We start from the raw sequence: 21,040 nt of genomic DNA, 5'->3' as shown, positions 1-21,040 counted from the left end.
GGGGATTCGCTGGAAATTCTAACGATCTGAACGCAGTTCCCGGTGAGGGCTGTCAAGAGTAGGGGCTGGAAACTATTGTTTTCGTCATCACGTCACGCTGACGACCGACTGAACAGAGATGCACAGGTTGCGCCACTGTGGGAGAGTGCGCTGGCACTTGCATTGCTCAGTGCGGCACTAGTCGTTTTCTGTAAAAAAACGCTGAGTGCAGAGGATGGCGCTGCCTTTTTGTGGTTGGCAGATTCCGTAGCAATTGCTTACTTCTACCGGCGCCCCCCGCGGCACTGGCCGGTACTGTTTGCCAGCTTCTTTTGCGCCTCATTCTTCGCTGGCCTCTGGCTTGGCCTGGAGTGGCTCTCTGCATTTGAGTACACCCTGGCGAGCCTGGCTGAGATTATGGTTGCCGCCACCCTGCTTCGCCGCTTTTTCCCCGGACACGATTATTTCGATGGCGTCCAGCGATGGCTGCGCTTTGTGTTCCTGTCAGCGATCGTACCGCCGCTCTCCAGTGCGGGCATCGGTTCCTATTTTGTGGCGCAAAATACAGGGGCGACCTTTGTTGAGATCTTCCCCTTCTGGTATGCAGCGGATGCCATGGGAATCCTGATCCTTTTGCCGATCCTGTTGCTATCCAGGGACGCGATTGCGCGCACCAGGCGCAGCGCCGCTGGCTGGGGTTGGTGGGGGCAGTTTACCCTGGTCAGTGTTGCCGTCACCGCATTGAGCGTGACCCTGCTTGAGTACAAGGCCTACCCCTTTGTGTTTGTCTCCCTGGCCCTGGTCTGGGCCGCCACTGTCCTGAACCTGTTTGCCAGCCTGGTGGTGATCTGCACAGTGACAATTGCCATGGCGATCCAGTTGACAGGGGCATCAGCCTGGCCGTTGCCGGCAGCACCGGGCGATGACTTTCCCCAGTTCAGCCTGGTACTGGCCACCTTTGCAGCGGTAACGCCCGCCTATCTGGTCTCGGTATATACCAATATCGAACGACGGCGGAGCGCCCGCGCGGTGGAGGTGGAGAGCAGCTTTCGCCAGGCGGTGGAGAATTCCCGAATCGGTATTCTGCTGGTCTCTCTGGAGGGAGAAATCCGCCAGGTGAACCGGAGCTTCTGTGAATTTCTCGGCTATCGGGAGGCGGACTTGCTCGGAAGGAACGTGCTTGATCTCACCCACCGGGATGACCTGGAGCGCAGTCGGGGGTTGCTGGAGAGGTTTGTCCTGGATGGCAGTCAGCCATTCTGCCTGGAGAAGCGTTACCTGCATCGTGAGGGGCACCCCGTATGGGGTGAGCTGCGGGCTTCGGTGGCGCGCAATATCCGCGGGCAGGCGCTGTATATCCTGGCCCAGGTAGAGGATATTGACTGGCGAAAGCGCAGCGAAAGAGTGCTGGTTGAAACGAAGGAGCGCCTGCAGGTCACGTTGGCCTCCATCACCGATGCCGTGATATCCACAGATGCAGAGTTACGAATCAATTACCTGAACCCAATGGCCGAGAACCTGACCGGCTGGCTGAACCAGGATGCGCAGGGTAGGCCGCTGGACACTGTCTGCCAGATCGATGGTGATGACCAGGGCCGCAATATCGCCACCTCCCTGGCGCAATGCATGGAGCAGTCCAGGGTCGTATTCGGGAGTGGGGAATCTACCCTGATGAGCCTGTCAGGGCACCGGTACGACATCACCTGGTCAGTATCACCGCTGCGGAAACACGACGGAGACCTCCTGGGCGCGGTCCTGGTGATTCAGGACGTGAGCGAGCAACGGGAGCTGATCCGACAGTTGAGTTACAAGGCTTCCCACGACGACCTGACCGGCCTTCCCAATCGGGATGCCTTCAAGCGCGCCCTGCAGGAGGCAACCCTGGAAGTGACCGAGGGCAATGCCTGTCACGCGCTTGTATATCTGGATCTCGATCGCTTCAAGCTGGTAAACGATAGTGCCGGTCATATGGCCGGGGATGAGTTGTTGCGGGAAATCAGCCGTTGTTTACGTTCCTGTCTGCAGAAGTCAGATAGTGTCGCCCGGTTGGGAGGGGACGAATTCGGACTCTTACTGAGGTACTGTGACCGCGAGCGGGCGCGACAGCGCTGCGAAGCCCTGCTCGACCAGATCACTGCCCTCAGGTTCCCCTGGAACAACCGCGTCTATGATGTGGGAGCCAGTGCCGGTATTACCGAGATCAACAGTCGCAATTATCACCTCGGCGACCTGCTCAGCCAGGCTGACGTGGCCTGTTTTTCGGCCAAGCGGACGAGGCGTGGCTCCGTCATGACCTACGGCCTGGGCGAGAGTGCCGCAGCCGACCAGCACCGGGAGATCCTGATGGCCTCGGTGATTCGTGACGCAATTGATCGTGGGCGGTTTTACCTGGACATGCAGCCTATTGCGGAAGCCTCGGATACCGATCGCATCAGCCACTATGAGTTTCTGTTGAGAATGCAGGACGATACGGGGCACCTGCTGATGCCGGATTCTTTCGTGCCCGCGGCAGAGCGCTACGGCCTGATGCTGGCGATCGATCGCTGGGTTGTGGACGAGACCCTGGTGAAAAACGCGGAGGCAATTGCTTCTGCCGGCTTAAATTTTGCCCTCAATATCTCCGCCGATGCCCTCGGTGACGAGGGTTTCCAATTCTACCTGCTCGAGGTCCTGGAGCGGACGCCCGTGCCCCGGAACAGGATCAGTTTTGAGATTACCGAAACCGCCATCATAAGTCATATGGCCGGTGCCAGCCGCTTTGTCGCTGAGCTGCGCAAGCTGGGTTGTCGCATCGCGCTTGACGATTTTGGCAACGGTTTAAGCTCCTTTGGTTACCTCAAGTCCTTCACGATTGACTACATCAAAATCGATGGCAGCTTTGTCCGCCAGGTGGAGGAAAACTTCGTTGACCTGATTATCGTCGAGTCCATTCACCAGATAGCCCAGCGCCTTGGTGCCCGTACTGTGGCTGAATATGTGGAGGACGAGCCGACGCTGCGGCGGATGGCCGCACTGGGGGTGAACCTGGTGCAGGGATACCATGTGGGTCGCCCGCAGTCGCTAACGGAATTCCTGTTCGATTGGCAGCCCGGGAAAGCCGGAAAGGGAGGGCGCGAGACGGAAACTGCCTGAGGCTGCCCCGGGTGCAGGTTGCCTCCGGGGCGTGGGGTTCCCGGGCCAGCAGTAAGGCCCGGGGTGTGATCGGCAGGTCAGCGGACCTGGCCGAGGTGGCGCCCCACAATCTGCAGCAGCGGCTTGAAGACCTTGGGGCTGGCACAGACCAGGTGACCGCTGTCCAGGTAATTCTCACCACCGCGGAAGTCGCTGATCAGGCCCCCGGCCTCCTTGACCAGCAGTGAACCCGCGGCGATATCCCAGGTGTTCAGGTACATTTCCCAGAATCCGTCAAACCGGCCCGCCGCCACATAGGCCAGGTCCAGCGCGGCCGCGCCGGGGCGGCGGATACCGGAAGTCTGTCCGGCAATTTCCTTGAGGGCGGCCAGGTAAGGGTCGATATTGTCGAACGCCGGACCGTTAAAGGGAATACCGGTACCGATCAGGGCGCCGCGCAGGTTCTGGCGGTTGGTGACCCGGATTCGGCGTCCATTCAGTGCTGCACCGCGACCGCGGCTGGCAGTGAATTCCTCGCGCTTGATTGGGTCCAGCACCACAGCGTGCTCGATGCGGCCGCGGTAGCGGCAGGCGATGGAAACCGCAAATTGCGGGATGCCGTGAATAAAATTGGTAGTGCCATCCAGCGGATCAATAATCCACTCGTAGTCTGGCTCGGCACCCTCATGAAAGCCGCTCTCTTCGGCGCGGATACTGTGCCGGGGGTAGGCCTTACGAAGGTGGTAGATGATTTCCTGCTCACTGGCGCGGTCCACTTCAGTGACGAAATCATTGCGCCCTTTTTCCTCGAACTTGGTCACGTCGCGCTCCCAGGCGCGCTCGATCAGTTCTCCGGCCTTGCGCGCTGCGCGCAGGGCAATATTCAGCATGGGTTCCATAACTTGTCCGCACTAAGTGGTTGGGGAGGTTAAAAAGCGGGAGATGCATGACTTTTGAGTCACGAAGTCTCCGGGGCCGGGCTGGCCGGCCGCGGCGGATTGTAGGGATTCTTGGCCAGATTTGCTACACTCGCGCGCCCGCAACAGCCCGGATTATTTCTTCAGTATGGCCAAGTCCCCCAACGATACTGCCGCTCCCAGTGCCCTCGACAACATACGCGTGGTGCTGGTGAATAGTGCCCACCCGGGTAATATCGGCGGTGCCGCCCGAGCCCTCAAGAACATGGGTTTGAAGCAGTTGTACCTGGTGGCACCGCGGGAGTTTCCCGCTGCCAATGCCATCTGGCGCGCCGCGGGTGCGGCGGACCTGCTGGAGACAGCGGTGGTGGTCGACACCCTGGAGGAGGCTGTGGCCGACTGTGGCCTGGTGGTTGCCACCAGCGCCCGGGAGCGGCGTATCCCCTGGCCGTTGCTCACGCCCCGGGAGTGTGGCGAGCGGGCTGTGGTGGAGGCCGCCACTCACCCGGTTGCGCTGGTTTTCGGGCGCGAGGACCGCGGGCTCACCAATGAGGAGCTGCAGGCCTGTAACTTCCATGTGCACATTCCCGCCAATCCCGAGTATAGCTCCCTGAACCTGGCCACGGCGGTGCAGGTCCTGGCCTACGAGGCACGTGTGGCCGCCCTGGAGGCAGAGCGGGGCGGGGCATTGAGCTATTCCGACTGGGATCGGCCGCCGGCCAAGGCGAGCGATATGGAGCTCTATTTCGAGCACCTGCAGCAGTCGCTCGGGGAGCTCGGCTTTATCGACCCTGATAACCCCCGCCAGACCATGACCCGTCTGCGCCGTCTGTTCAGTCGCGTCCGTCCCGATGATATGGAGTTGGGAATCCTGCGCGGCATGCTGACAGCAATCCAGAACTATATTTACCGCACGGGTGGCAAAGGGCGCCCGGACAGTAAGTCGGGAGACGATTCCCCGTCGAGCTAGTACGAGATCCGGCGGGCCCGCTCATTGCCCAATACCCGACTGGACTGAGTGGTTATATACTTGACTGAGTTAGTTGGTTATTCCATACTCGCGCCCCGTCGAAAGGGCAATGGATCAGTCGGGAGCTGACATGCGTTTGACAACCAAAGGCCGTTACGCGGTCACAGCGATGCTGGATCTGGCGTTGCACGCCGATCGCGGCCCGATCAGCCTGGCAGATATATCCAAGCGCCAGGGTATCTCCCTGTCATACCTTGAACAGCTATTCTCCCGGTTGCGCCAGTCGGGGTTGGTGTCCAGCGTGCGCGGCCCCGGAGGCGGCTATCGCCTGGCCCGGGCCGGAGACGATATATATGTGGCGCAGATCGTTGATGCGGTCAACGAGTCAGTGGATGCCACCAGCTGTGGTGGCAACAGCGACTGCGCCGGCGGAGAGCAGTGTCTCACCCACTATCTGTGGTGTGACCTGAGTGAACAGATTCACAGCTTCCTGAGTGGTATCAGCCTCACCAACCTGGTGGCGCGGGCCGAAGTGCAGGAAGTGGCGCGGCGCCAGGATATGCGTGAGGCGGCGCCGGAAGAGAAAGTGGCGGTTATCGGCAGCCTGCAGTGACAGCAGGCTGGCGGGCGCCCGGATGTAAACCCGAGAGCACACGCGAATCGACAGACCCAGTGCGCGGAGAGAATTGAATATGAAGCTTCCCATTTACCTGGACTACGCTGCTACCTGCCCGGTGGACCCGAGGGTCGCTGCCAAGATGGCGGAGCAGCTGACGATGGAGGGTAACTTTGGTAACCCGGCCTCGCGCTCTCACCTGTTCGGCTGGAAAGCGGAAGAGGCTGTGGAGGAAGCGCGTCGCCATGTTGCCGACCTGGTGAATGCGGACCCGCGCGAAATTGTCTGGACCAGCGGTGCCACCGAGTCTGACAACCTCGCCATCAAGGGTGCGGCACACTTTTACCAGGGGCGCGGCAAGCACATTATTACCTCCAAGATCGAGCATAAAGCTGTGCTGGATGCCTGCCGACAGCTGGAGCGCGAGGGGTTTGAGGTTACCTATTTGAATCCGCATCCGGACGGCATCGTCTACCCGGAGCAGGTTGAGGAGGCGCTGCGGGAGGACACCATTCTGGTGAGCCTGATGCACGTCAACAACGAGATCGGCGTGATCAATGATATCGCCGCAATCGGTGAGATCTGCCGGACGCGGAAGGTGATTTTCCACGTGGATGCCGCGCAGAGCGCCGGTAAGCTGCCGATCGACCTGGCGGAGATGAAAGTCGACCTGATGTCTTTCTCCGGCCACAAGATTTATGGCCCCAAGGGTATTGGTGCCCTCTACGTACGCCGCAAGCCGCGGGTGCGGATCGAGGCGCAGATCCACGGTGGTGGCCATGAACGCGGTATGCGTTCGGGTACCCTGCCCACCCACCAGATTGTGGGTATGGGGGAGGCGTTTCGGATTGCCAAAGAAGAGATGGCGGCTGAGAACGAGCGCCTGGTGATGCTGCGCAACCGCTTCTGGGATGCGATCAAGGATATGGAGGAAGTCCATGTCAACGGCTCCTTTGAGAAGCGCGTACCCGGCAACCTGAATGTCAGTTTCGCCTTTGTAGAGGGTGAGAGCCTGATTATGTCCCTGAAGGACTTGGCGATCTCCTCCGGTTCGGCCTGTACCTCAGCGAGCCTCGAGCCGAGTTATGTACTGCGTGCGCTGGGTGTGAATGACGAGCTGGCCCACAGTTCCCTGCGCTTCAGCTTTGGTCGCTTTACCAGCGAGCAGGACGTGGACAATGCGGCCGCCGAGGTTCGCAAGGCGGTGGAGAAGCTGCGTGAGCTGTCACCACTGTGGGATATGTACAAAGACGGTATCGACCTCAATTCCATTGAATGGGCCGCCCATTAACGCACGTGAATGATTCAGGAGAATAGCCATGGCCTATAGCGACAAAGTTATCGATCACTACGAGCACCCGCGCAATGTCGGCCGTATGGACGACAAATCCGACAACGTGGGGACCGGTATGGTCGGCGCCCCTGCCTGTGGCGACGTGATGCGCCTGCAGATCCAGGTGAATGATCAGGGCATTATCGAGGATGCCAAGTTCAAGACCTACGGCTGCGGTTCAGCCATCGCCTCCAGCTCACTGCTGACTGAGTGGGTGAAGGGCAAGAGCATCGATGAAGCGGAGCAGATCAAAAATACTGCTATTGCTGAAGAGCTGGCGTTGCCGCCGGTGAAAATTCACTGTTCCGTACTGGCCGAGGATGCAATCAAGGCCGCAGTGCGCGATATTCGTGAGAAGCGCACTAGCAAGGTGAACGAGAGCGCGGCCAGCTAAGCAGTAAGGCGACTTTACTATATGGCAATTACCATGACAGAGGCGGCGCGGGCGCATATCGAGCGCCAGCTCGCCAACCGCGGCAAGGGCATTGGCATCCGCGTGGGTGTCAGGACCGCTGGCTGCTCCGGGATGCAGTACGTACTCGAGTTCGTGGATGAGGCCAATGCCGAGGATGAAGTGTTTGATCACGAGGGGGTGAAGCTGATCGTGGATCCCAAAAGCCTCGTGTATCTGGACGGTACCGAACTCGACTTCGTCAAGGAAGGATTGAACGAGGGCTTTGCCTTCTCAAACCCCAATGTGAAGAACGAGTGCGGCTGCGGCGAGAGTTTTCACGTGTGAGCCTGGCGTTGCCGGGTTGATGGGCCGGGTGCGTCACTGCACGCCGGCCTTTTTTATAGGGCCGGGTGATGCGTGAGCCATCCGGGCCGTCACAGCGGGGACCGGGAATTCGATGAGTGAGCAGCGTAATTATTTCGAGATTTTTGGCCTGAAACCGGGCTTCAGTGTGGATCGCGAGGCCCTGGCGGGGCGTTATCGCGAACTGCAGCGGGAGTTTCACCCGGACAAGTATGCTGCGCGGTCCGACCGCGAGCAGCGGCTGGCCCTGCAGTATGCCGCCCGGATCAACGAAGCGTATAACACGCTGCGTGAGCCAGTCGCGCGGGCCGGTTACCTGCTGGAGCTGGCCGGCGTCGAAATCAGTCCCGAGCAGACCACTGCAGATGCCGAGTTCCTGATGCAGCAGATGATGCTGCGGGAGCGGCTCGAGGAGGTGCGCAGTGAGTCGGACCCCGGTGCCGCGCTGGAGGCGCTGGAGGCTGAGACTTCCGGACTCTTTTCCGCCGAGCAGGAGAAATTCGCGCAACTGTTTGCTGGTGGGGAGCTGGAACGGGCCAAAGACTCCCTGCTCAAATTGCAGTTCCTGCGGAAATTGCAGCACCAGGTGGAAGAGCTGGAAGAGGATCTGCTGGGGGATTATTGATCCTGCGGATCCCACAAGATCGACGACAAGTGCACGGCTGCGCCCGGCGGGGTGCGGGAAGCGCCTGTTGACCGCCCGGCTTGATACAGGGCATGCACGAATGAAGTCACCGAAAGCGAGAATGAGTTAGCAGATGGCATTACTGCAGATATCCGAGCCCGGACAGACTCCCGAGCCCCACCAGCGCAAGCGCGCCGTGGGTATCGACCTGGGTACGACCAATTCACTGGTTGCGACAGTGCGTAGCGGCAGTGCCGAAGCGATCGAGGCGGAGGGCGACAGTGTCATCCTGCCGTCTGCGGTCCATTACAGCGCGGATGGGGCGGTGACCGTTGGTGCTGCCGCACGGGAGCGCGCGGGGGCTGACCCTTACAACACAATGCTGTCGATCAAGCGTTTCATGGGGCGGGGAATCGGCGATGTTAAGAGCTTCGGCGAGCAGTTGCCGTACCGTTTCGTGCAGTCCGCAGATGAGGCGACCAAGGGCGGTATGGTGGCGATCGAGACTGATTCGGGCCCGGTGAATCCGGTCCAGGTGTCGGCTGAGATCCTTAAAGTGCTGGCGGAGCGGGGCAGAGCGGCCCTGGGTGGAGAGCTCGACGGTGCCGTGATTACCGTACCTGCCTACTTTGATGATGCACAACGGCAGGCCACCAAGGACGCCGCGCAACTGGCGGGCTTGCATGTGCTGCGGCTCCTGAATGAACCCACAGCCGCGGCCGTGGCCTATGGCCTCGACCAGGGTGAGGAAGGTGTCATTGCGGTTTATGACCTGGGTGGCGGCACCTTTGACATTTCCATCCTGCGCCTGTCCCGTGGCGTATTCGAGGTACTTTCCACTGGCGGCGATTCCGCCCTGGGTGGCGACGACTTCGACCGTGCCATCGCCGGTTGGATCGCGGACCAGGCAGGGTTGGGCACGGATCACGACGTGATTGCCCAGCGCGCGCTGCTCGATCGTGCCTGTGTCGCCAAGGAGGCGCTGGCAGAAAGGGAATCGGTGGCAGTCGAGTACGGTGACTGGCACGGGGTTCTCGACCGCGAGGGCATGGCAGCGCTGCTCGACCCGATGATCGATAAGACGTTGCGCGCCTGCAAGCGCGCCCTGCGCGACGCAGGTGTGGCCGCGGAAGAGGTAAAGGAAGTGGTGCTGGTGGGTGGTTCCACCCGCACCCTGCGAGTGCGGGAGCGGGTTGAGTCATTTTTCGGCCGCGCGCCCCATGCCGACATCGATCCGGACCAGGTGGTGGCAATCGGTGCAGCGCTGCAGGCCGATGTGCTGGTGGGCAACAAGTCCAGCGATGACCTGCTCTTGTTGGATGTGATTCCGCTGTCGCTGGGCATCGAGACCATGGGCGGCCTGACGGAAAAGCTCATTGCCCGCAATACCACCATCCCCGTGGCCAAGGCGCAGGAATTCACCACCTTCAAGGATGGGCAGACAGCCATGGCCATCCATGTGGTGCAGGGTGAGCGGGAGCTGGTGCAGGACTGCCGTTCCCTGGCTCGCTTCGAGCTACGTGGCATCCCACCGATGACCGCGGGCGCGGCCCACATCCGGGTCACTTTCCAAGTGGACGCCGACGGGCTGCTGTCAGTTACCGCGATGGAGAAAAGCAGCGGTGTGAGCGCCGATATCACCGTCAAGCCGTCCTACGGGCTTGAGGATGCCGATATCACGCGGATGTTGCAGGATTCCTACACGCACGCGGAAGAGGATGTCGCGGCCCGCGCGGTCCGGGAGGCCCGGGTAGAGGCAGAGCGTACGCTCGAGGCGTTGCTTGTGGCGTTGCAGGAAAATGGTGCCGAGCTTCTGGATGAGGGCGAGCTGAATGAGCTCGAGAAGGCCATGGAGGCGCTGCGACTGGCCCATAATGGCGGTGATGCCGATGAGATCCGCCGGCGGATCGAAACCCTGAATGATGTCTCCGGGCCTTTTGCGGCACGGCGAATGGATGCGTCCATCAAGCGCGCCATGCAGGGTCACACGCTGGATGAGTTCGACCAATAACATTTTTTCGCCGGGTGGCGGGTAACCGTGCCAGGCTGGCCGGGCGTTATCGTCCGGAATTGAGACCATAGCGAGTTAGCGAACTATGCCGAAAATCGTATTTTTGCCCCACGAGGAGATCTGCCCGGAAGGCAAGGTTGTGGAAGTGGAGAGTGGTGTCAGTGTCTGCGATGCGGCGCTGGCCAACGGCGTGGAAATCGAGCATGCCTGCGAGAAATCCTGCGCCTGTACCACCTGCCATGTCATTGTGCGTGAGGGCTTTGACTCCCTGGGGGAGCCGGATGAACTTGAGGAAGACCTTCTGGACAAGGCCTGGGGCCTGGAGCCGGAGTCACGACTGTCCTGCCAGGCCATCGTCGACGATGAGGACCTGGTGGTCGAAATTCCCAAATACACGATTAACCAGGTATCGGAAAAGCACTGACCAGAAAGTCAGCGACTTTGACGCAGCAGCGGAGGCGCACGCATGAGGTGGACGGATATCAACGACATCGCCATTGAGCTGGTCGAGGCACACCCGGAGGTGGACCCCCTGCGGGTGAACTTTGTCGACTTGCGCAATTGGGTGATTGAGCTGCCGGGATTTGACGATGACCCGGCCCGTTGTGGTGAGAAGATCCTGGAGGCCATCCAGGCGGCCTGGATTGAAGAGGCCGACTGACCCGTCTGTCAGCGACCACCAAGGGGCCGCGGAAATAGTACAAACTTCATGCAGTTGTGCGTATAATCCGCCCGCCGCGATCAGGTGGCCGGCTTTGCCGGACCAATGAGTCGCGGCGCCGGCGGCCGGGTGTGTTACCCGGTCGTGACTGCAAGGAATTCAAGGAAGAGCGACCGCGGTTGCTCTTTTTGCTTTTAAAAACTGTCAATTGGAGAAAAACATGGCCCTGGAGCGCACTCTTTCCATCATCAAGCCGGACGCGGTAGCAAAGAATGTTATCGGTGAAATCGAAAGTCGTTTCGAAAAGGCCGGTCTGCGTATCGTCGCCATGAAAATGCTGCACCTGAGCCGTGAAAAGGCCGAGGGCTTCTACGCCGAGCACAAGGAGCGCCCGTTCTTCAAGGACCTGGTGGACTTCATGACTTCAGGCCCCGTCGTGGTGCAGGTACTTGAGGGTGAAAATGCCGTTATGGCCAACCGCGACCTGATGGGTGCCACCAACCCGCAGGAAGCCGAGGCTGGCACCATCCGTGCCGATTTTGCCAACAGCATTGACGCCAACGCCGTACACGGTTCCGACTCCACCGAGTCGGCCGCCCGCGAGGTCAGCTATTTCTTCGCCGACGAAGAAATCTGCCCGCGCGCATAAGGCCGCACTCGCGCCGGCCTGCCCAGGCCGGCGCAATCCACTCCCCGAGGTGAATCCATGACCCAGGCACAAACCGAAAAAGTGAATCTGCTCGGCCTCTCGGTCGATAAGCTGACCGCGTTCTTTGAGTCGCTGGGCGAGAAGCGCTTCCGTGCGGTGCAGGTGCTGAAGTGGATTCACCAGAGCGGTGTGGACGACTTTTCCCTGATGACCAATGTCAGCAAGGCCCTGCGCGAGAAGCTGGCCGAGGTGGCGGAGATTCGCGCACCAGAAGTGCTGGGCCAGTGGGACTCTGCGGACGGTACCCGCAAGTGGCTGATCAAGGTAGACGGCGGCAGTGCCATAGAGACCGTTTACATTCCCGACGGTGAGCGCGGCACCCTGTGTGTTTCCAGCCAGGTGGGTTGTTCCCTTGACTGCAGCTTCTGTGCCACGGGCAAGCAGGGCTTCAACCGGGACCTGAGTGCGGCGGAGATCATCGCCCAGGTCTGGATTGCCTGTAAATCTTTCGGCCAGCTGCAGCCCAGGGGGCCCCGTAAGGTGACCAATGTCGTCATGATGGGCATGGGGGAACCCCTGCTCAACTTTGACAATGTGGTGGATGCGATGAACCTGATGATGGAGGACAATGCCTACGGTATCTCCAAGCGTCGCGTCACCCTGAGCACCTCGGGTGTAGTGCCCGCCCTGGATAAGCTGGCAGACGTGACTGACGTGAGCCTGGCGATCTCCCTGCATGCGCCCAATGATGAGCTGCGCAACGAACTGGTGCCGATCAACAGGAAGTACCCGATCGCCATGCTGTTGGACAGCGCCAAGCGCTATATCGAACGCATGCCGGACACCCACCGGAAGATGACCATCGAGTACACGCTGATGCGGGAGGTGAATGACCGCCCCGAGCATGCCCAGCAGCTGGCGGAGCTTCTGCGCGATGTGCCGGTCAAGATAAATCTGATACCCTTTAACCCGTTTGAGCTTTCGGACTACCAGCGCGTGAGCAACAACGCTTTGCGACGCTTTCAGCAGATTTTGCTCGACAAAGGCTTTACCGTAACTGTGCGCACAACCCGTGGAGACGATATCGCGGCGGCCTGCGGCCAGCTGGCCGGGACGGTCAACGATCGCACGCGGCGCGCCGAGCGCTACCGGAATGCAGCACAACCGGTGCGCATCGTGGGTTGAGGGGGTACGGCCGGTCCCTGTAAAGGGCAGCAGCCGGTCCCCGGCGCAAAGACTATAAAAACTACAGGTGATGTTGTGTTGTCGAAACTCTTTTCCCTGCCGCTGGCGGGGGTGATCCTCAGTGTCTGGCTCAGTGGCTGTGTAACCACTGGCATGCCTGATCAGGGCGAGGTCAACCTGGACAAGGCTCTGAAGACCCATGTCCAGCTGGGCTTGCGCTACCTGCAGACCGGGGAAAACCGGGAGCTGGCTCGCTATCACTTCAACAAGGCGCTGGACCTCGGGCGCCGTGATCCCCGCGCCCATCACGGTATGGCGCTGCTCTACCAGGCCGACCAGGAGTTCGAGGTGGCCGAGGAGCACTTCCGCAAGGCATTGCGTTACGGTGACGATTTCTCCATGGCGCACACCAACTACGGGGTGTTCCTCTACCAGCAGGAACGTTACCAGGAGGCCCTGGAGCAATTTCGCATCGCCTCCGAGGATCTTACCTATCGACGTCGCTCCTATGCCCTGGCAAACCTTGGGCGCTGTGCGCGGGAGCTTGGCCGGGACGAGGAGGCTGAGAAGGCCTACCGCCGTGCGCTGGCCCTGGATGACGACTTGCCCCAGGCGTTACTGGAGCTGGCGGAACTCAAGTTTGACGCCGGTGCCTATACAGAGGCAAAGCACTACCTGGATCGCTACAGTGCGGAAAACCGGCAGATACCCCAGTCCCTGTGGTTGGGCATTCGCCTGGAGAAGATATTCGGCAACCGAGACAAGGAACGCAGTTACGCCCTTGCCCTGAAAAACCTCTATCCCTATTCGGCGGAAACGCTCAAATACCAGAAGATGAAGGCCAATGACGGTTAACCAGTTCGAAGCTGATCAAAAGACCGAAGAATCCAGCGGCACCCAGCAGGTGTCGGGGGATACGCCGGGTACCCTGATTCGCCGCGCCCGCGAGGCCGCTGGGCTCACACGCGCCGAGCTCTCCGAGCGCATGTGCTTTATCGGCGACAAGCTTTCCCTCCTCGAGAACGATGATTACGATCGCCTGCCGGCAGCCCTGTATATCAAGGGCTACATCCGTAACATCGCCAAAGAGCTCAATGTCGATGAGGCCCCGATCCTGAAAGCCTACTCCGGTTACTGCGGAGAAGAGGAAGAAAGCCGCGCGATCCTCGATCATGTGCAGCGGGACTCGGTGGCCGAGCCAGGCGGCCGGAGCAAATTGCCGGGCCTGGCACTGTTGCCACTTATCGCGGTGGCCGGTGTGTTCTGGTGGATGAACGGTCGCGATTTTACACCGCCGGCCGTCGTTTCAGCCGGGGTGACCGGTTCTGCCGCTGAAACCGCTGCTGAGTCGGAATCCGTGGAAGACCTTGCGGCTCCCGCCGGACCGGCTGAGGAGAGGGGTGCTACTGCTGCAGGCCAGGTCGCGGTCGAAGACGAGCTGGTTGAGGAGTCTTCCGGCGATATCGGTGCAGGCGCCGACAGTTCCTCTGCTGTGGCAGTGGCGGCCAGTGCGGATACCGTGGATACGGATGCACCCGACGGTGCTGGTCAGGCAGGAGTCGATGCCCCGACGGCTGCGGCTGTGGGGCGGGCGCCGGAGCCCCAATCCACCGCACCCGCTGAGGAGGCCGCTCCTGAGCCGGCTGTGGCGGTAGCTGCGTCACCCGCCACTGATGAAGCGGCCGGGGATAGCGTGAATGAAACCTCCCCAGCCTCCGCGACCGAGGCCGCAGCGGCAGCGGCTGCCGAAGCTGCAGCAGAGCAGGCGCGCCTGCAGCTCAGCTTCGCCGAGGAAGCCTGGGTTGAGGTGAAAGATGGCAAGGGCAGTGTATTGGTGGCCAAGTTGCAGCCCGCCGGTTCCGAAGTGGATCTTCGCGGTGAGCCGCCGTTTCGGCTGATGTTGGGCAACGCCGCGGCCACCGAAGTGCGCTTTGAGGGCGAACTGGTTAACAGTGACCCCCTTGGTAACCGCCGTACCCGCCGGATCACAGTCGGCGACTAGTTCCTATCCTGCCTGCATGGCGCAATCCTGGCAGGATTGCGCCATGCAGGGGCCTGTCCGGGCTGAGCCCGAGGGCTTCGTAGCCCACCGTGACTGCTCCAGTCACTGCCATCGAATTTACGGTGAACAGGCCCTATAATTCCCCCCTCTGATTTTCACTCTGCGAAACTGCCAGGTCAGCCCTATGCAATTCGAGTCACCTATTGTCCGCCGCGTCTCGCGCCAGATCATGGTCGGCAATGTGCCCGTCGGTGGCGGAGCGCCGATTTCCGTACAGAGCATGACCAATACAGATACCTGCGACGTCGATGCCACGGTCGAACAGATCCGGCGGCTCGAACAGGCCGGTGCCGATATTGTCCGTGTGTCCGTGCCCAGCATGGATGCCGCTGAAGCTTTCGGCGAGATCAAGAAGCAGGCCGGGGTACCGCTAGTGGCGGATATCCACTTCGACTACCGCATTGCCCTGCGGGTCGCTGACCTGGGCGTGGATTGCCTGCGTATCAACCCGGGTAACATTGGCCGGGAAAAGCGCATTCGGGCGGTGGTGGACAAGGCACGAGACCTTGGTATCCCGATTCGGATTGGCGTCAATGCCGGGTCGCTGGAAAAGGATCTGCAGAAAAAATATGGCGAACCCACCCCGGACGCGCTGGTGGAATCCGCCCTGCGCCATGTGGACATCCTTGACAGCCTCGACTTCCAGGACTTCAAGGTCAGCGTCAAGGCATCAGATATTTTTATGGCCACGGCAGCCTACCGCAAGCTGGCCCAGCAGATTGAGCAGCCCCTGCACCTGGGGATTACCGAGGCCGGTGGCCTGCGATCCGGTACGGTAAAATCGGCCATCGGCCTGGGGGCGCTGTTGTTGGATGGCATCGGCGATACACTGCGGGTGTCCCTGGCGGCGGATCCGGTAGAAGAGGTGAAGGTCGGCTGGGACCTGCTCAAGAGCCTGCGCCTGCGCTCCAAGGGGATCAACTTTATCGCCTGTCCGAGCTGCTCGCGCCAGAATTTCGACGTAGTGAAGACCATGAACGAGCTGGAGACGCGCCTCGAAGACGTCACCACGCCGCTCGACGTTGCGGTGATCGGCTGTATCGTCAACGGGCCCGGAGAAGCCAAGGAAGCCGATATCGGCCTCACCGGCGGCACGCCGAGCCATGCCATTTACGTGGATGGGCAGCCCGATCGCAAGTTCAAGAATCACAGCCTGGTGGACGACCTGGAGCGCCTGATCCGCGAGAAAGCAGCGGCCAAGGAAGCGCGCGATGCGGATATTATCGCCAGGTCCTGACAGCCCGGCAGCCTGCAGGTGCGACCGTTAAAAGACCCGGCAGGCGGGAAATATAAACTCGAGATAATCAGTTAAGGAATACCGTTGAAACAGCTTCGCGCAATTCGCGGCATGAATGACCTTTTGCCGGGGGACTCGCCCACCTGGCAGTACGTGGAAGCCACCCTGAGCGAACTTTTCGGGCGCTACGGCTATAGCGAGATCCGCACGCCCCTGCTGGAAGTGACCCAGCTTTTCAGTCGCGCGGTCGGGGAGGCCACCGACATTGTCGAGAAGGAAATGTACACCTTTGATGACAAGAGCGGTGACAGCGTCACCCTGCGTCCGGAGGGCACCGCCGGCACGGTCCGCGCGGCGATCCAGAACAACTTGCTGACGACGCCGCAGCGCCTGTGGTATTTCGGCCCCATGTTCCGCTACGAACGCCCGCAGAAAGGTCGACTGAGGCAGTTCCACCAGTTCGGTGTCGAGGTGTTCGGTATCGAGGGCCCGGATATCGATGCCGAGATCCTGATCATGACCGCGCGCCTGTGGCGCCAGCTGGGTATTGCCGACCACGTACAGCTGCAGCTGAACTCACTGGGCAACAGTGAAAGCCGCGCCGCTTACCGGGAGGCGCTGGTGGCTTACCTGAACCGCCACCGCGAGCAGCTCGATGAAGACAGCCAGCGTCGCCTGGAGCGCAACCCGCTGCGGATCCTGGACAGCAAGAATGCCCAGACGCAGGAACTGCTGGCCGATGCCCCGTGTCTACTGGACTTCCTTGACGAGGAATCTGCAGCGCACTTTGGCAGCTTGCGCAGTATGCTGGATGCCGCCGGTGTCGCGTATGAGATAAACCCCAGGCTGGTCCGTGGCCTGGATTACTATGGCAAGACCGTGTTCGAGTGGGTTACCGACAGCCTGGGCGCCCAGGGTACGGTCTGCGCCGGTGGGCGCTACGACGGGCTGGTTGAGCAAATGGGTGGCAAGTCCACCCCCGCGGTAGGCTTTGGCCTGGGTGTGGAGCGCCTGGTCTTGTTGCTGCAGACACTGCAGGTACTGCCTGAAGCCCTGGAACAGCAGGTGGACGCCTACCTGGTTGCGGTGGGTGATGTACAATCGGCCGCTCTGGCAGTGGCTGAGCAGGTTCGCGACAGCTTGCCGTGGCTGCGCCTGCAGACACACTGTGGCGGCGGCAGCTTCAAAAGCCAGATGAAAAAAGCGGATCGTAGCAATGCGGATTACGCCCTCATTATCGGTGAGGACGAGGCAGCGGCCGGGCAGGTCACAGTCAAGTTCCTGCGCGCCGATGCCCCCCAACAGACAGTGGCCGTTGATGAACTGGCTGCGGTGTTGCAGGGCTGAATAACAGAATCGAGCAGGAGTGGTTCCCGGCTGCGAGCGAATTGCGAGCGCCGACACCGGGCGCTCCTGCCGGAAGTCTCAAACAATCACAGGAAAGACGAGTTACCCCATGGCTGACCATATTACCGAAGAAGAACAAATAGAATCGCTGAAACGCTGGTGGGCAGAGAACGGCAAGGGTGTCGTCACCGGCGTGGTACTGGCCCTGGCAGGGTATTTCGGTTACCAGTTCTGGCAGACCAGCGAGCGCACATCCGCCGAGGAAGCATCCAACCTGTATCAGGGCTTTTTACAGGCTGCCACGGCCAACGAGGGCGAGCCGGATAACAAGCAGCTGACCACGGCCAAGAGCCTCGGGCGGCAGCTGAAGGACGAATTTGGCAGCCGTGTATACGCGTCCCAGGCGGCCCTGCACCTGGCTGCTGTTGCTGCCCAGGGAAATGACCTGGAAGAGGCAGAAAAGCAGCTGCAGTGGGTGCTTGATAATACATCTGAGTCATCTCTCGAATTTGTCGCCAAGCGTCGCCTGGCGGCGGTCAAGGCCGCACGCGGCAAGCCGGACGAAGCGATGAAACTGGTCGAAGGCAAGGTGCCCGAGGCGTTTGCCGCGCTTTACGCCGAGACCCGTGGTGACATCCTGTTGCAACAGGGCGACGAGCCGGCAGCGAAGGCCGCCTATGAGGAGGCACTGGCCAGTTTGCTGCCGGAACAAGCGAGCAGCGCCCAGTTGCTGCGCCTCAAGGCGGAAAGCATTGGCGCCTCAGAGACGTCAGGCACTGGCGAGGCAGTACCGGAAGAGACAGAAACCCAGCCGGCACAGGAGAGTGACGAGCAATGAGACACCTTTCCCGCGCACTAAACCGCGCAGTCGCGGTGGCACTGGCTGCGGCACTGGCCGCCTGTGCCTCAAATGAAGAGCAAGAGGACACCGACCCGCTCGAGCTCACTGAATTCAATGAAACAGTGGAACTGCGGGAAGTATGGTCGCGTAATATCGGTGATATCGACGTCAAGCGCTATGCCATGCTGAGGCCGGCCATTGGCGATGGCCGGATCGTGGCCGCCAGCAGTGATGGCGAGGTGAGCGCCTTCACCCGGGAAACCGGTGACCGGCTCTGGGAGACCGACCTCGATGTGCCGCTGAGCGGTGGAGTGGGCGTGGGCCTGGGGCTGGCAGTGGTTTCCGATTACCGGGGACGTGTGGTGGCCCTGAGCCTCAACGACGGCTCCACCGTATGGGAGCGCCAGCTCTCTGGTGAAGTGGTGGCAGCCCCTGCGGTCGGATCCGGTTCTGTGGTGCTACAGACTGTAGACGGCAAGCTTTACGGCCTGGATGCCGGCAGTGGTGATGAACTCTGGCAGCACACTACGTCGCTGCCCGTATTGACCCTGCGGGGCACTGCGGCCCCGGTAATTTCCGGCGGCCTGGTGTATGCGGGCCTGGACAACGGCAAGATGATTGCCCTGGATGCCCGTGACGGTATCCCACGCTGGGAGCAACGGGTGGCAATCCCGCAGGGCTCCGCCGAGCTGGACCGTGTGGTGGATATCGATGGCTCGCCGCTGGTGCGGGGCGACCTGGTGTTTGCGGCCAGCTACCAGGGCCGCGTAGTGGCCCTGTCGCGCCAGGATGGCCGCGGCCTGTGGGCGCGCGACGCCTCTACTTACCACAGCGTTGACGTGGGGGCCGGCAATGTATACTTGAGCGATGCCTCCGGCAGTGTCTACGCCTACAATGTGGGCAATGGGCAGATTGCATGGGGTAACGACAAGCTGCTGCGGCGCGAACTGAGCGGCCCCGCGTATTTCGGCGACACCGTAGTGGTGGGTGACCTGGAGGGTTACCTGCATGTGCTGGAGCCCAGTACCGGTGAGCTGATTGGGCGTGAGGCGATCGACGGCGATGCCGTGCGTATCCCGCTGGTGGTGGATGGCGACCTGCTGTTCGCCCTCTCCGATGGCGGCGAGCTGGTGGCACTGCGCCTGGAGCGCCGCTAGGGGCAGCAGGGAGCGGGTTTGCGCCCGGTCATTTGCTCAGAACATTAACGAGCCTGCGCGCAGGCGAACCAATCTTCGCCCGCGACCCGCGGGCGTTTGCATTTTCATATCAGGCTGAAGCCGGAATCAGTATGCTGCCAGTAATCGCCCTGGTCGGGCGCCCCAACGTGGGCAAATCCACCCTTTTTAATCGCCTTACCAAAAGCAGAGATGCGCTGGTGGCGAACTATGCCGGCCTTACCCGTGACCGCAAATACGGTGAAGCCGAATTCGAAGGCAGGAAAATGATCCTGGTCGACACCGGCGGCATCAGTGGTGACGAAGAGGGCATCGATGCCGCAATGGCCGAGCAGTCCCTGCAGGCCATTGAGGAGGCCGATTTTGTGCTGTTCCTGGTCGACTGCCGTGCGGGCCTGACGCCCGCAGACGAGATGATTGCCGAGCAGCTCCGCACCCGGTCCAAGCCGACGTTGCTGGTGGCCAACAAGGTCGACGGTGTCAATCCGGATATCGCTCTGGCGCCGTTCTACGAACTGGGTATCGGCGAGCTCTTCCCCACCACGGCCACGCACGGACGTGGCGTGCGCAGCCTGATGGAGCGGGTGGTGGAGGGCCTGCCTGTGCCGCAGGGGCCGGAAGAGGAGGATGAGGCGAAGGGCATCAAGATTGCCATCGTCGGGCGTCCGAACGTGGGCAAGTCCACCCTGGTCAATCGGTTGCTGGGTGAGGACCGTGTGGTGGTGTACGACCAACCGGGCACGACGCGGGATAGCGTTTATATCAACTATGAGCGTGACGACAAGTCCTACACCCTGATCGATACCGCGGGGATCCGCCGCCGCAAGAACATCAGGGAATCGGTGGAGAAGTTCTCCATCGTCAAGACACTGCAGGCAGTGGAAGACGCCAATGTGGTGGTGCTGGTAGTGGACGCCCGCGAGGGCCTGGTGGACCAGGACCTGCACCTGATGGGCAGCGTGATCCAGGCCGGGCGGGCACTGGTGGTGGCCCTTAACAAGTGGGACGGGCTGGACCCGGACCACCGGGACTTCGTGAAGACGGAGCTGGAGCGGCGCCTGCGCTTTGTGGATTTCGCCGACATCCACTTCATCTCCGCCCTGCACGGCACCGGGGTGGGTCACCTTTACGAATCCATTGAAGCCGCTTACCAGTCTGCCACTGACAAGCTGTCCACCAACCACCTGACCAGGATCCTGCAGTGGGCGGTGAGTGAGCACCAACCGCCGCTGGTGCATGGCCACCGGATCAAGTTACGCTATGCCCACGCTGGTGGTATGAATCCGCCGGTGATCGTGGTTCACGGTAATCAGACCGAGCACGTGCCGTCGCATTACGTGCGCTACCTCGAGAAGACTTTCCGCAAGGCGCTCGAGCTGCACGGCACGCCGGTCAAGATCGAGTTCCGCACCGGCGAAAATCCCTACGCCGGCAAGAAAAACAAACTGTCCGACCGACAGAAAGCCAAAAAGCGGCGCCTGATGAAGTTTGTGAAGAAGAAAAAATAGGCCGCGACGCGGTTGAATTTACGCCCCTCGGCCGCAGGTGTATTCACGGACAGGGC

General features: G+C 61.0%; 20 protein-coding genes. 19 read left to right on the top strand and 1 reads right to left on the bottom strand.

Going from position 1 to position 21,040, the window contains the following annotated elements; genetic code table 11:
* The first annotated feature begins 42 nt into the window (after nucleotides 1-42).
* Nucleotides 43-3,111 carry an EAL domain-containing protein gene (locus tag LVD11_RS00510; protein WP_237054868.1) on the top strand — a complete coding sequence of 1,023 codons (3,069 nt, stop codon included), beginning with the start codon at nucleotides 43-45 and terminating at the stop codon, nucleotides 3,109-3,111.
* 77 nt (nucleotides 3,112-3,188) lie between these two features.
* On the opposite strand, the gene LVD11_RS00505 is transcribed toward LVD11_RS00510, so the two are convergent.
* Nucleotides 3,189-3,989, bottom strand: coding sequence for an inositol monophosphatase family protein (locus LVD11_RS00505; protein WP_237054866.1), 801 nt, complete (start codon nucleotides 3,987-3,989; stop codon nucleotides 3,189-3,191).
* Between the two features lie 166 nt (nucleotides 3,990-4,155).
* Here LVD11_RS00505 and trmJ point away from each other — a divergent pair, with 166 nt between their 5' ends.
* The 18 genes from trmJ to der all read left to right on the top strand — a co-directional run bounded on the left by trmJ (nucleotide 4,156) and on the right by der (nucleotide 20,984).
* Entirely contained in the window at nucleotides 4,156-4,977 is an 822-nt protein-coding gene (gene trmJ / locus LVD11_RS00500; protein WP_237054864.1) for a tRNA (cytosine(32)/uridine(32)-2'-O)-methyltransferase TrmJ, read from the top strand.
* Between the two features lie 130 nt (nucleotides 4,978-5,107).
* Nucleotides 5,108-5,590 carry a Fe-S cluster assembly transcriptional regulator IscR gene (gene iscR, locus LVD11_RS00495; RefSeq protein WP_237054862.1) on the top strand — a complete coding sequence of 161 codons (483 nt, stop codon included), beginning with the start codon at nucleotides 5,108-5,110 and terminating at the stop codon, nucleotides 5,588-5,590.
* A 79-nt stretch (nucleotides 5,591-5,669) separates the two neighbouring features.
* On the top strand, nucleotides 5,670-6,884 hold the full coding sequence (locus LVD11_RS00490) for an IscS subfamily cysteine desulfurase (RefSeq protein WP_237054860.1): 1,215 nt from the start codon (nucleotides 5,670-5,672) through the stop codon (nucleotides 6,882-6,884).
* 28 nt (nucleotides 6,885-6,912) lie between these two features.
* The gene (iscU, locus tag LVD11_RS00485) at nucleotides 6,913-7,320 is read left to right on the top strand and encodes a Fe-S cluster assembly scaffold IscU (protein WP_237054858.1); all 408 of its coding nucleotides are present in this window, start codon (nucleotides 6,913-6,915) and stop codon (nucleotides 7,318-7,320) included.
* A 21-nt stretch (nucleotides 7,321-7,341) separates the two neighbouring features.
* Nucleotides 7,342-7,665 carry an iron-sulfur cluster assembly protein IscA gene (gene iscA, locus LVD11_RS00480; RefSeq protein ID WP_237054856.1) on the top strand — a complete coding sequence of 108 codons (324 nt, stop codon included), beginning with the start codon at nucleotides 7,342-7,344 and terminating at the stop codon, nucleotides 7,663-7,665.
* A gap of 112 nt (nucleotides 7,666-7,777) precedes the next feature.
* The gene (hscB, locus tag LVD11_RS00475) at nucleotides 7,778-8,308 is read left to right on the top strand and encodes a co-chaperone HscB (protein ID WP_237054854.1); all 531 of its coding nucleotides are present in this window, start codon (nucleotides 7,778-7,780) and stop codon (nucleotides 8,306-8,308) included.
* Between the two features lie 133 nt (nucleotides 8,309-8,441).
* Complete coding sequence (hscA, locus tag LVD11_RS00470; protein ID WP_237054851.1) at nucleotides 8,442-10,319, top strand: Fe-S protein assembly chaperone HscA; 1,878 nt, start codon at nucleotides 8,442-8,444, stop codon at nucleotides 10,317-10,319.
* 85 nt (nucleotides 10,320-10,404) lie between these two features.
* Nucleotides 10,405-10,743, top strand: coding sequence for an ISC system 2Fe-2S type ferredoxin (fdx, locus tag LVD11_RS00465; protein WP_091509122.1), 339 nt, complete (start codon nucleotides 10,405-10,407; stop codon nucleotides 10,741-10,743).
* 42 nt (nucleotides 10,744-10,785) lie between these two features.
* Entirely contained in the window at nucleotides 10,786-10,980 is a 195-nt protein-coding gene (gene iscX / locus LVD11_RS00460) for a Fe-S cluster assembly protein IscX (protein ID WP_237054849.1), read from the top strand.
* Between the two features lie 220 nt (nucleotides 10,981-11,200).
* Nucleotides 11,201-11,629, top strand: a complete 429-nt coding sequence (gene ndk, locus LVD11_RS00455) for a nucleoside-diphosphate kinase (protein WP_237054847.1) — start codon at nucleotides 11,201-11,203, stop codon at nucleotides 11,627-11,629.
* 57 nt (nucleotides 11,630-11,686) lie between these two features.
* Nucleotides 11,687-12,814 (top strand): dual-specificity RNA methyltransferase RlmN, encoded by a 1,128-nt coding sequence (gene rlmN, locus LVD11_RS00450; RefSeq protein ID WP_237054845.1) that lies wholly within the window; start codon nucleotides 11,687-11,689, stop codon nucleotides 12,812-12,814.
* 75 nt (nucleotides 12,815-12,889) lie between these two features.
* Nucleotides 12,890-13,669, top strand: a complete 780-nt coding sequence (pilW, locus tag LVD11_RS00445) for a type IV pilus biogenesis/stability protein PilW (RefSeq protein ID WP_237054843.1) — start codon at nucleotides 12,890-12,892, stop codon at nucleotides 13,667-13,669.
* Entirely contained in the window at nucleotides 13,659-14,816 is a 1,158-nt protein-coding gene (locus tag LVD11_RS00440) for a RodZ domain-containing protein (RefSeq protein ID WP_237054841.1), read from the top strand. The genes pilW and LVD11_RS00440 overlap by 11 nt, the downstream gene beginning before the upstream one ends.
* Nucleotides 14,817-15,000: 184 nt before the next feature.
* Entirely contained in the window at nucleotides 15,001-16,113 is a 1,113-nt protein-coding gene (gene ispG / locus LVD11_RS00435; RefSeq protein WP_237054839.1) for a flavodoxin-dependent (E)-4-hydroxy-3-methylbut-2-enyl-diphosphate synthase, read from the top strand.
* Nucleotides 16,114-16,197: 84 nt separating this feature from the next.
* Nucleotides 16,198-17,460 (top strand): histidine--tRNA ligase, encoded by a 1,263-nt coding sequence (hisS, locus tag LVD11_RS00430; protein ID WP_237054837.1) that lies wholly within the window; start codon nucleotides 16,198-16,200, stop codon nucleotides 17,458-17,460.
* Nucleotides 17,461-17,569: 109 nt separating this feature from the next.
* Nucleotides 17,570-18,298 carry a YfgM family protein gene (locus LVD11_RS00425; protein WP_237054835.1) on the top strand — a complete coding sequence of 243 codons (729 nt, stop codon included), beginning with the start codon at nucleotides 17,570-17,572 and terminating at the stop codon, nucleotides 18,296-18,298.
* A complete protein-coding gene (gene bamB, locus LVD11_RS00420) occupies nucleotides 18,295-19,458 on the top strand; it encodes an outer membrane protein assembly factor BamB (RefSeq protein ID WP_237054833.1) in 1,164 nt (387 codons plus the stop codon). Before LVD11_RS00425 ends, bamB begins: the two co-directional genes overlap by 4 nt.
* Nucleotides 19,459-19,589: 131 nt before the next feature.
* A complete protein-coding gene (gene der, locus LVD11_RS00415) occupies nucleotides 19,590-20,984 on the top strand; it encodes a ribosome biogenesis GTPase Der (RefSeq protein ID WP_237054831.1) in 1,395 nt (464 codons plus the stop codon).
* Nucleotides 20,985-21,040: the final 56 nt, after the last annotated feature.

This window comes from Microbulbifer sediminum (assembly GCF_021729035.1).
GTDB lineage: Bacteria > Pseudomonadota > Gammaproteobacteria > Pseudomonadales > Cellvibrionaceae > Microbulbifer > Microbulbifer sediminum.
The sequence above is the reverse complement of the archived record's forward strand: the minus strand, read 5'-3'. Positions and strand labels throughout refer to the sequence as shown.

Bases quoted from the DNA above. Each gene is read 5' to 3' on its own strand.
- LVD11_RS00505 (WP_237054866.1), bottom strand. From the start codon at position 3,989: ATGGAACCCATGCTGAATATTGCCCTGCGCGCAGCGCGCAAGGCCGGA.
- trmJ (WP_237054864.1), top strand. From the start codon at position 4,156: ATGGCCAAGTCCCCCAACGATACTGCCGCTCCCAGTGCCCTCGACAAC.
- iscR (WP_237054862.1), top strand. From the start codon at position 5,108: ATGCGTTTGACAACCAAAGGCCGTTACGCGGTCACAGCGATGCTGGAT.
- LVD11_RS00490 (WP_237054860.1), top strand. From the start codon at position 5,670: ATGAAGCTTCCCATTTACCTGGACTACGCTGCTACCTGCCCGGTGGAC.
- iscU (WP_237054858.1), top strand. From the start codon at position 6,913: ATGGCCTATAGCGACAAAGTTATCGATCACTACGAGCACCCGCGCAAT.
- iscA (WP_237054856.1), top strand. From the start codon at position 7,342: ATGGCAATTACCATGACAGAGGCGGCGCGGGCGCATATCGAGCGCCAG.
- hscB (WP_237054854.1), top strand. From the start codon at position 7,778: ATGAGTGAGCAGCGTAATTATTTCGAGATTTTTGGCCTGAAACCGGGC.
- hscA (WP_237054851.1), top strand. From the start codon at position 8,442: ATGGCATTACTGCAGATATCCGAGCCCGGACAGACTCCCGAGCCCCAC.
- fdx (WP_091509122.1), top strand. From the start codon at position 10,405: ATGCCGAAAATCGTATTTTTGCCCCACGAGGAGATCTGCCCGGAAGGC.
- iscX (WP_237054849.1), top strand. From the start codon at position 10,786: ATGAGGTGGACGGATATCAACGACATCGCCATTGAGCTGGTCGAGGCA.
- ndk (WP_237054847.1), top strand. From the start codon at position 11,201: ATGGCCCTGGAGCGCACTCTTTCCATCATCAAGCCGGACGCGGTAGCA.
- rlmN (WP_237054845.1), top strand. From the start codon at position 11,687: ATGACCCAGGCACAAACCGAAAAAGTGAATCTGCTCGGCCTCTCGGTC.
- LVD11_RS00440 (WP_237054841.1), top strand. From the start codon at position 13,659: ATGACGGTTAACCAGTTCGAAGCTGATCAAAAGACCGAAGAATCCAGC.
- ispG (WP_237054839.1), top strand. From the start codon at position 15,001: ATGCAATTCGAGTCACCTATTGTCCGCCGCGTCTCGCGCCAGATCATG.
- LVD11_RS00425 (WP_237054835.1), top strand. From the start codon at position 17,570: ATGGCTGACCATATTACCGAAGAAGAACAAATAGAATCGCTGAAACGC.
- bamB (WP_237054833.1), top strand. From the start codon at position 18,295: ATGAGACACCTTTCCCGCGCACTAAACCGCGCAGTCGCGGTGGCACTG.
- der (WP_237054831.1), top strand. From the start codon at position 19,590: ATGCTGCCAGTAATCGCCCTGGTCGGGCGCCCCAACGTGGGCAAATCC.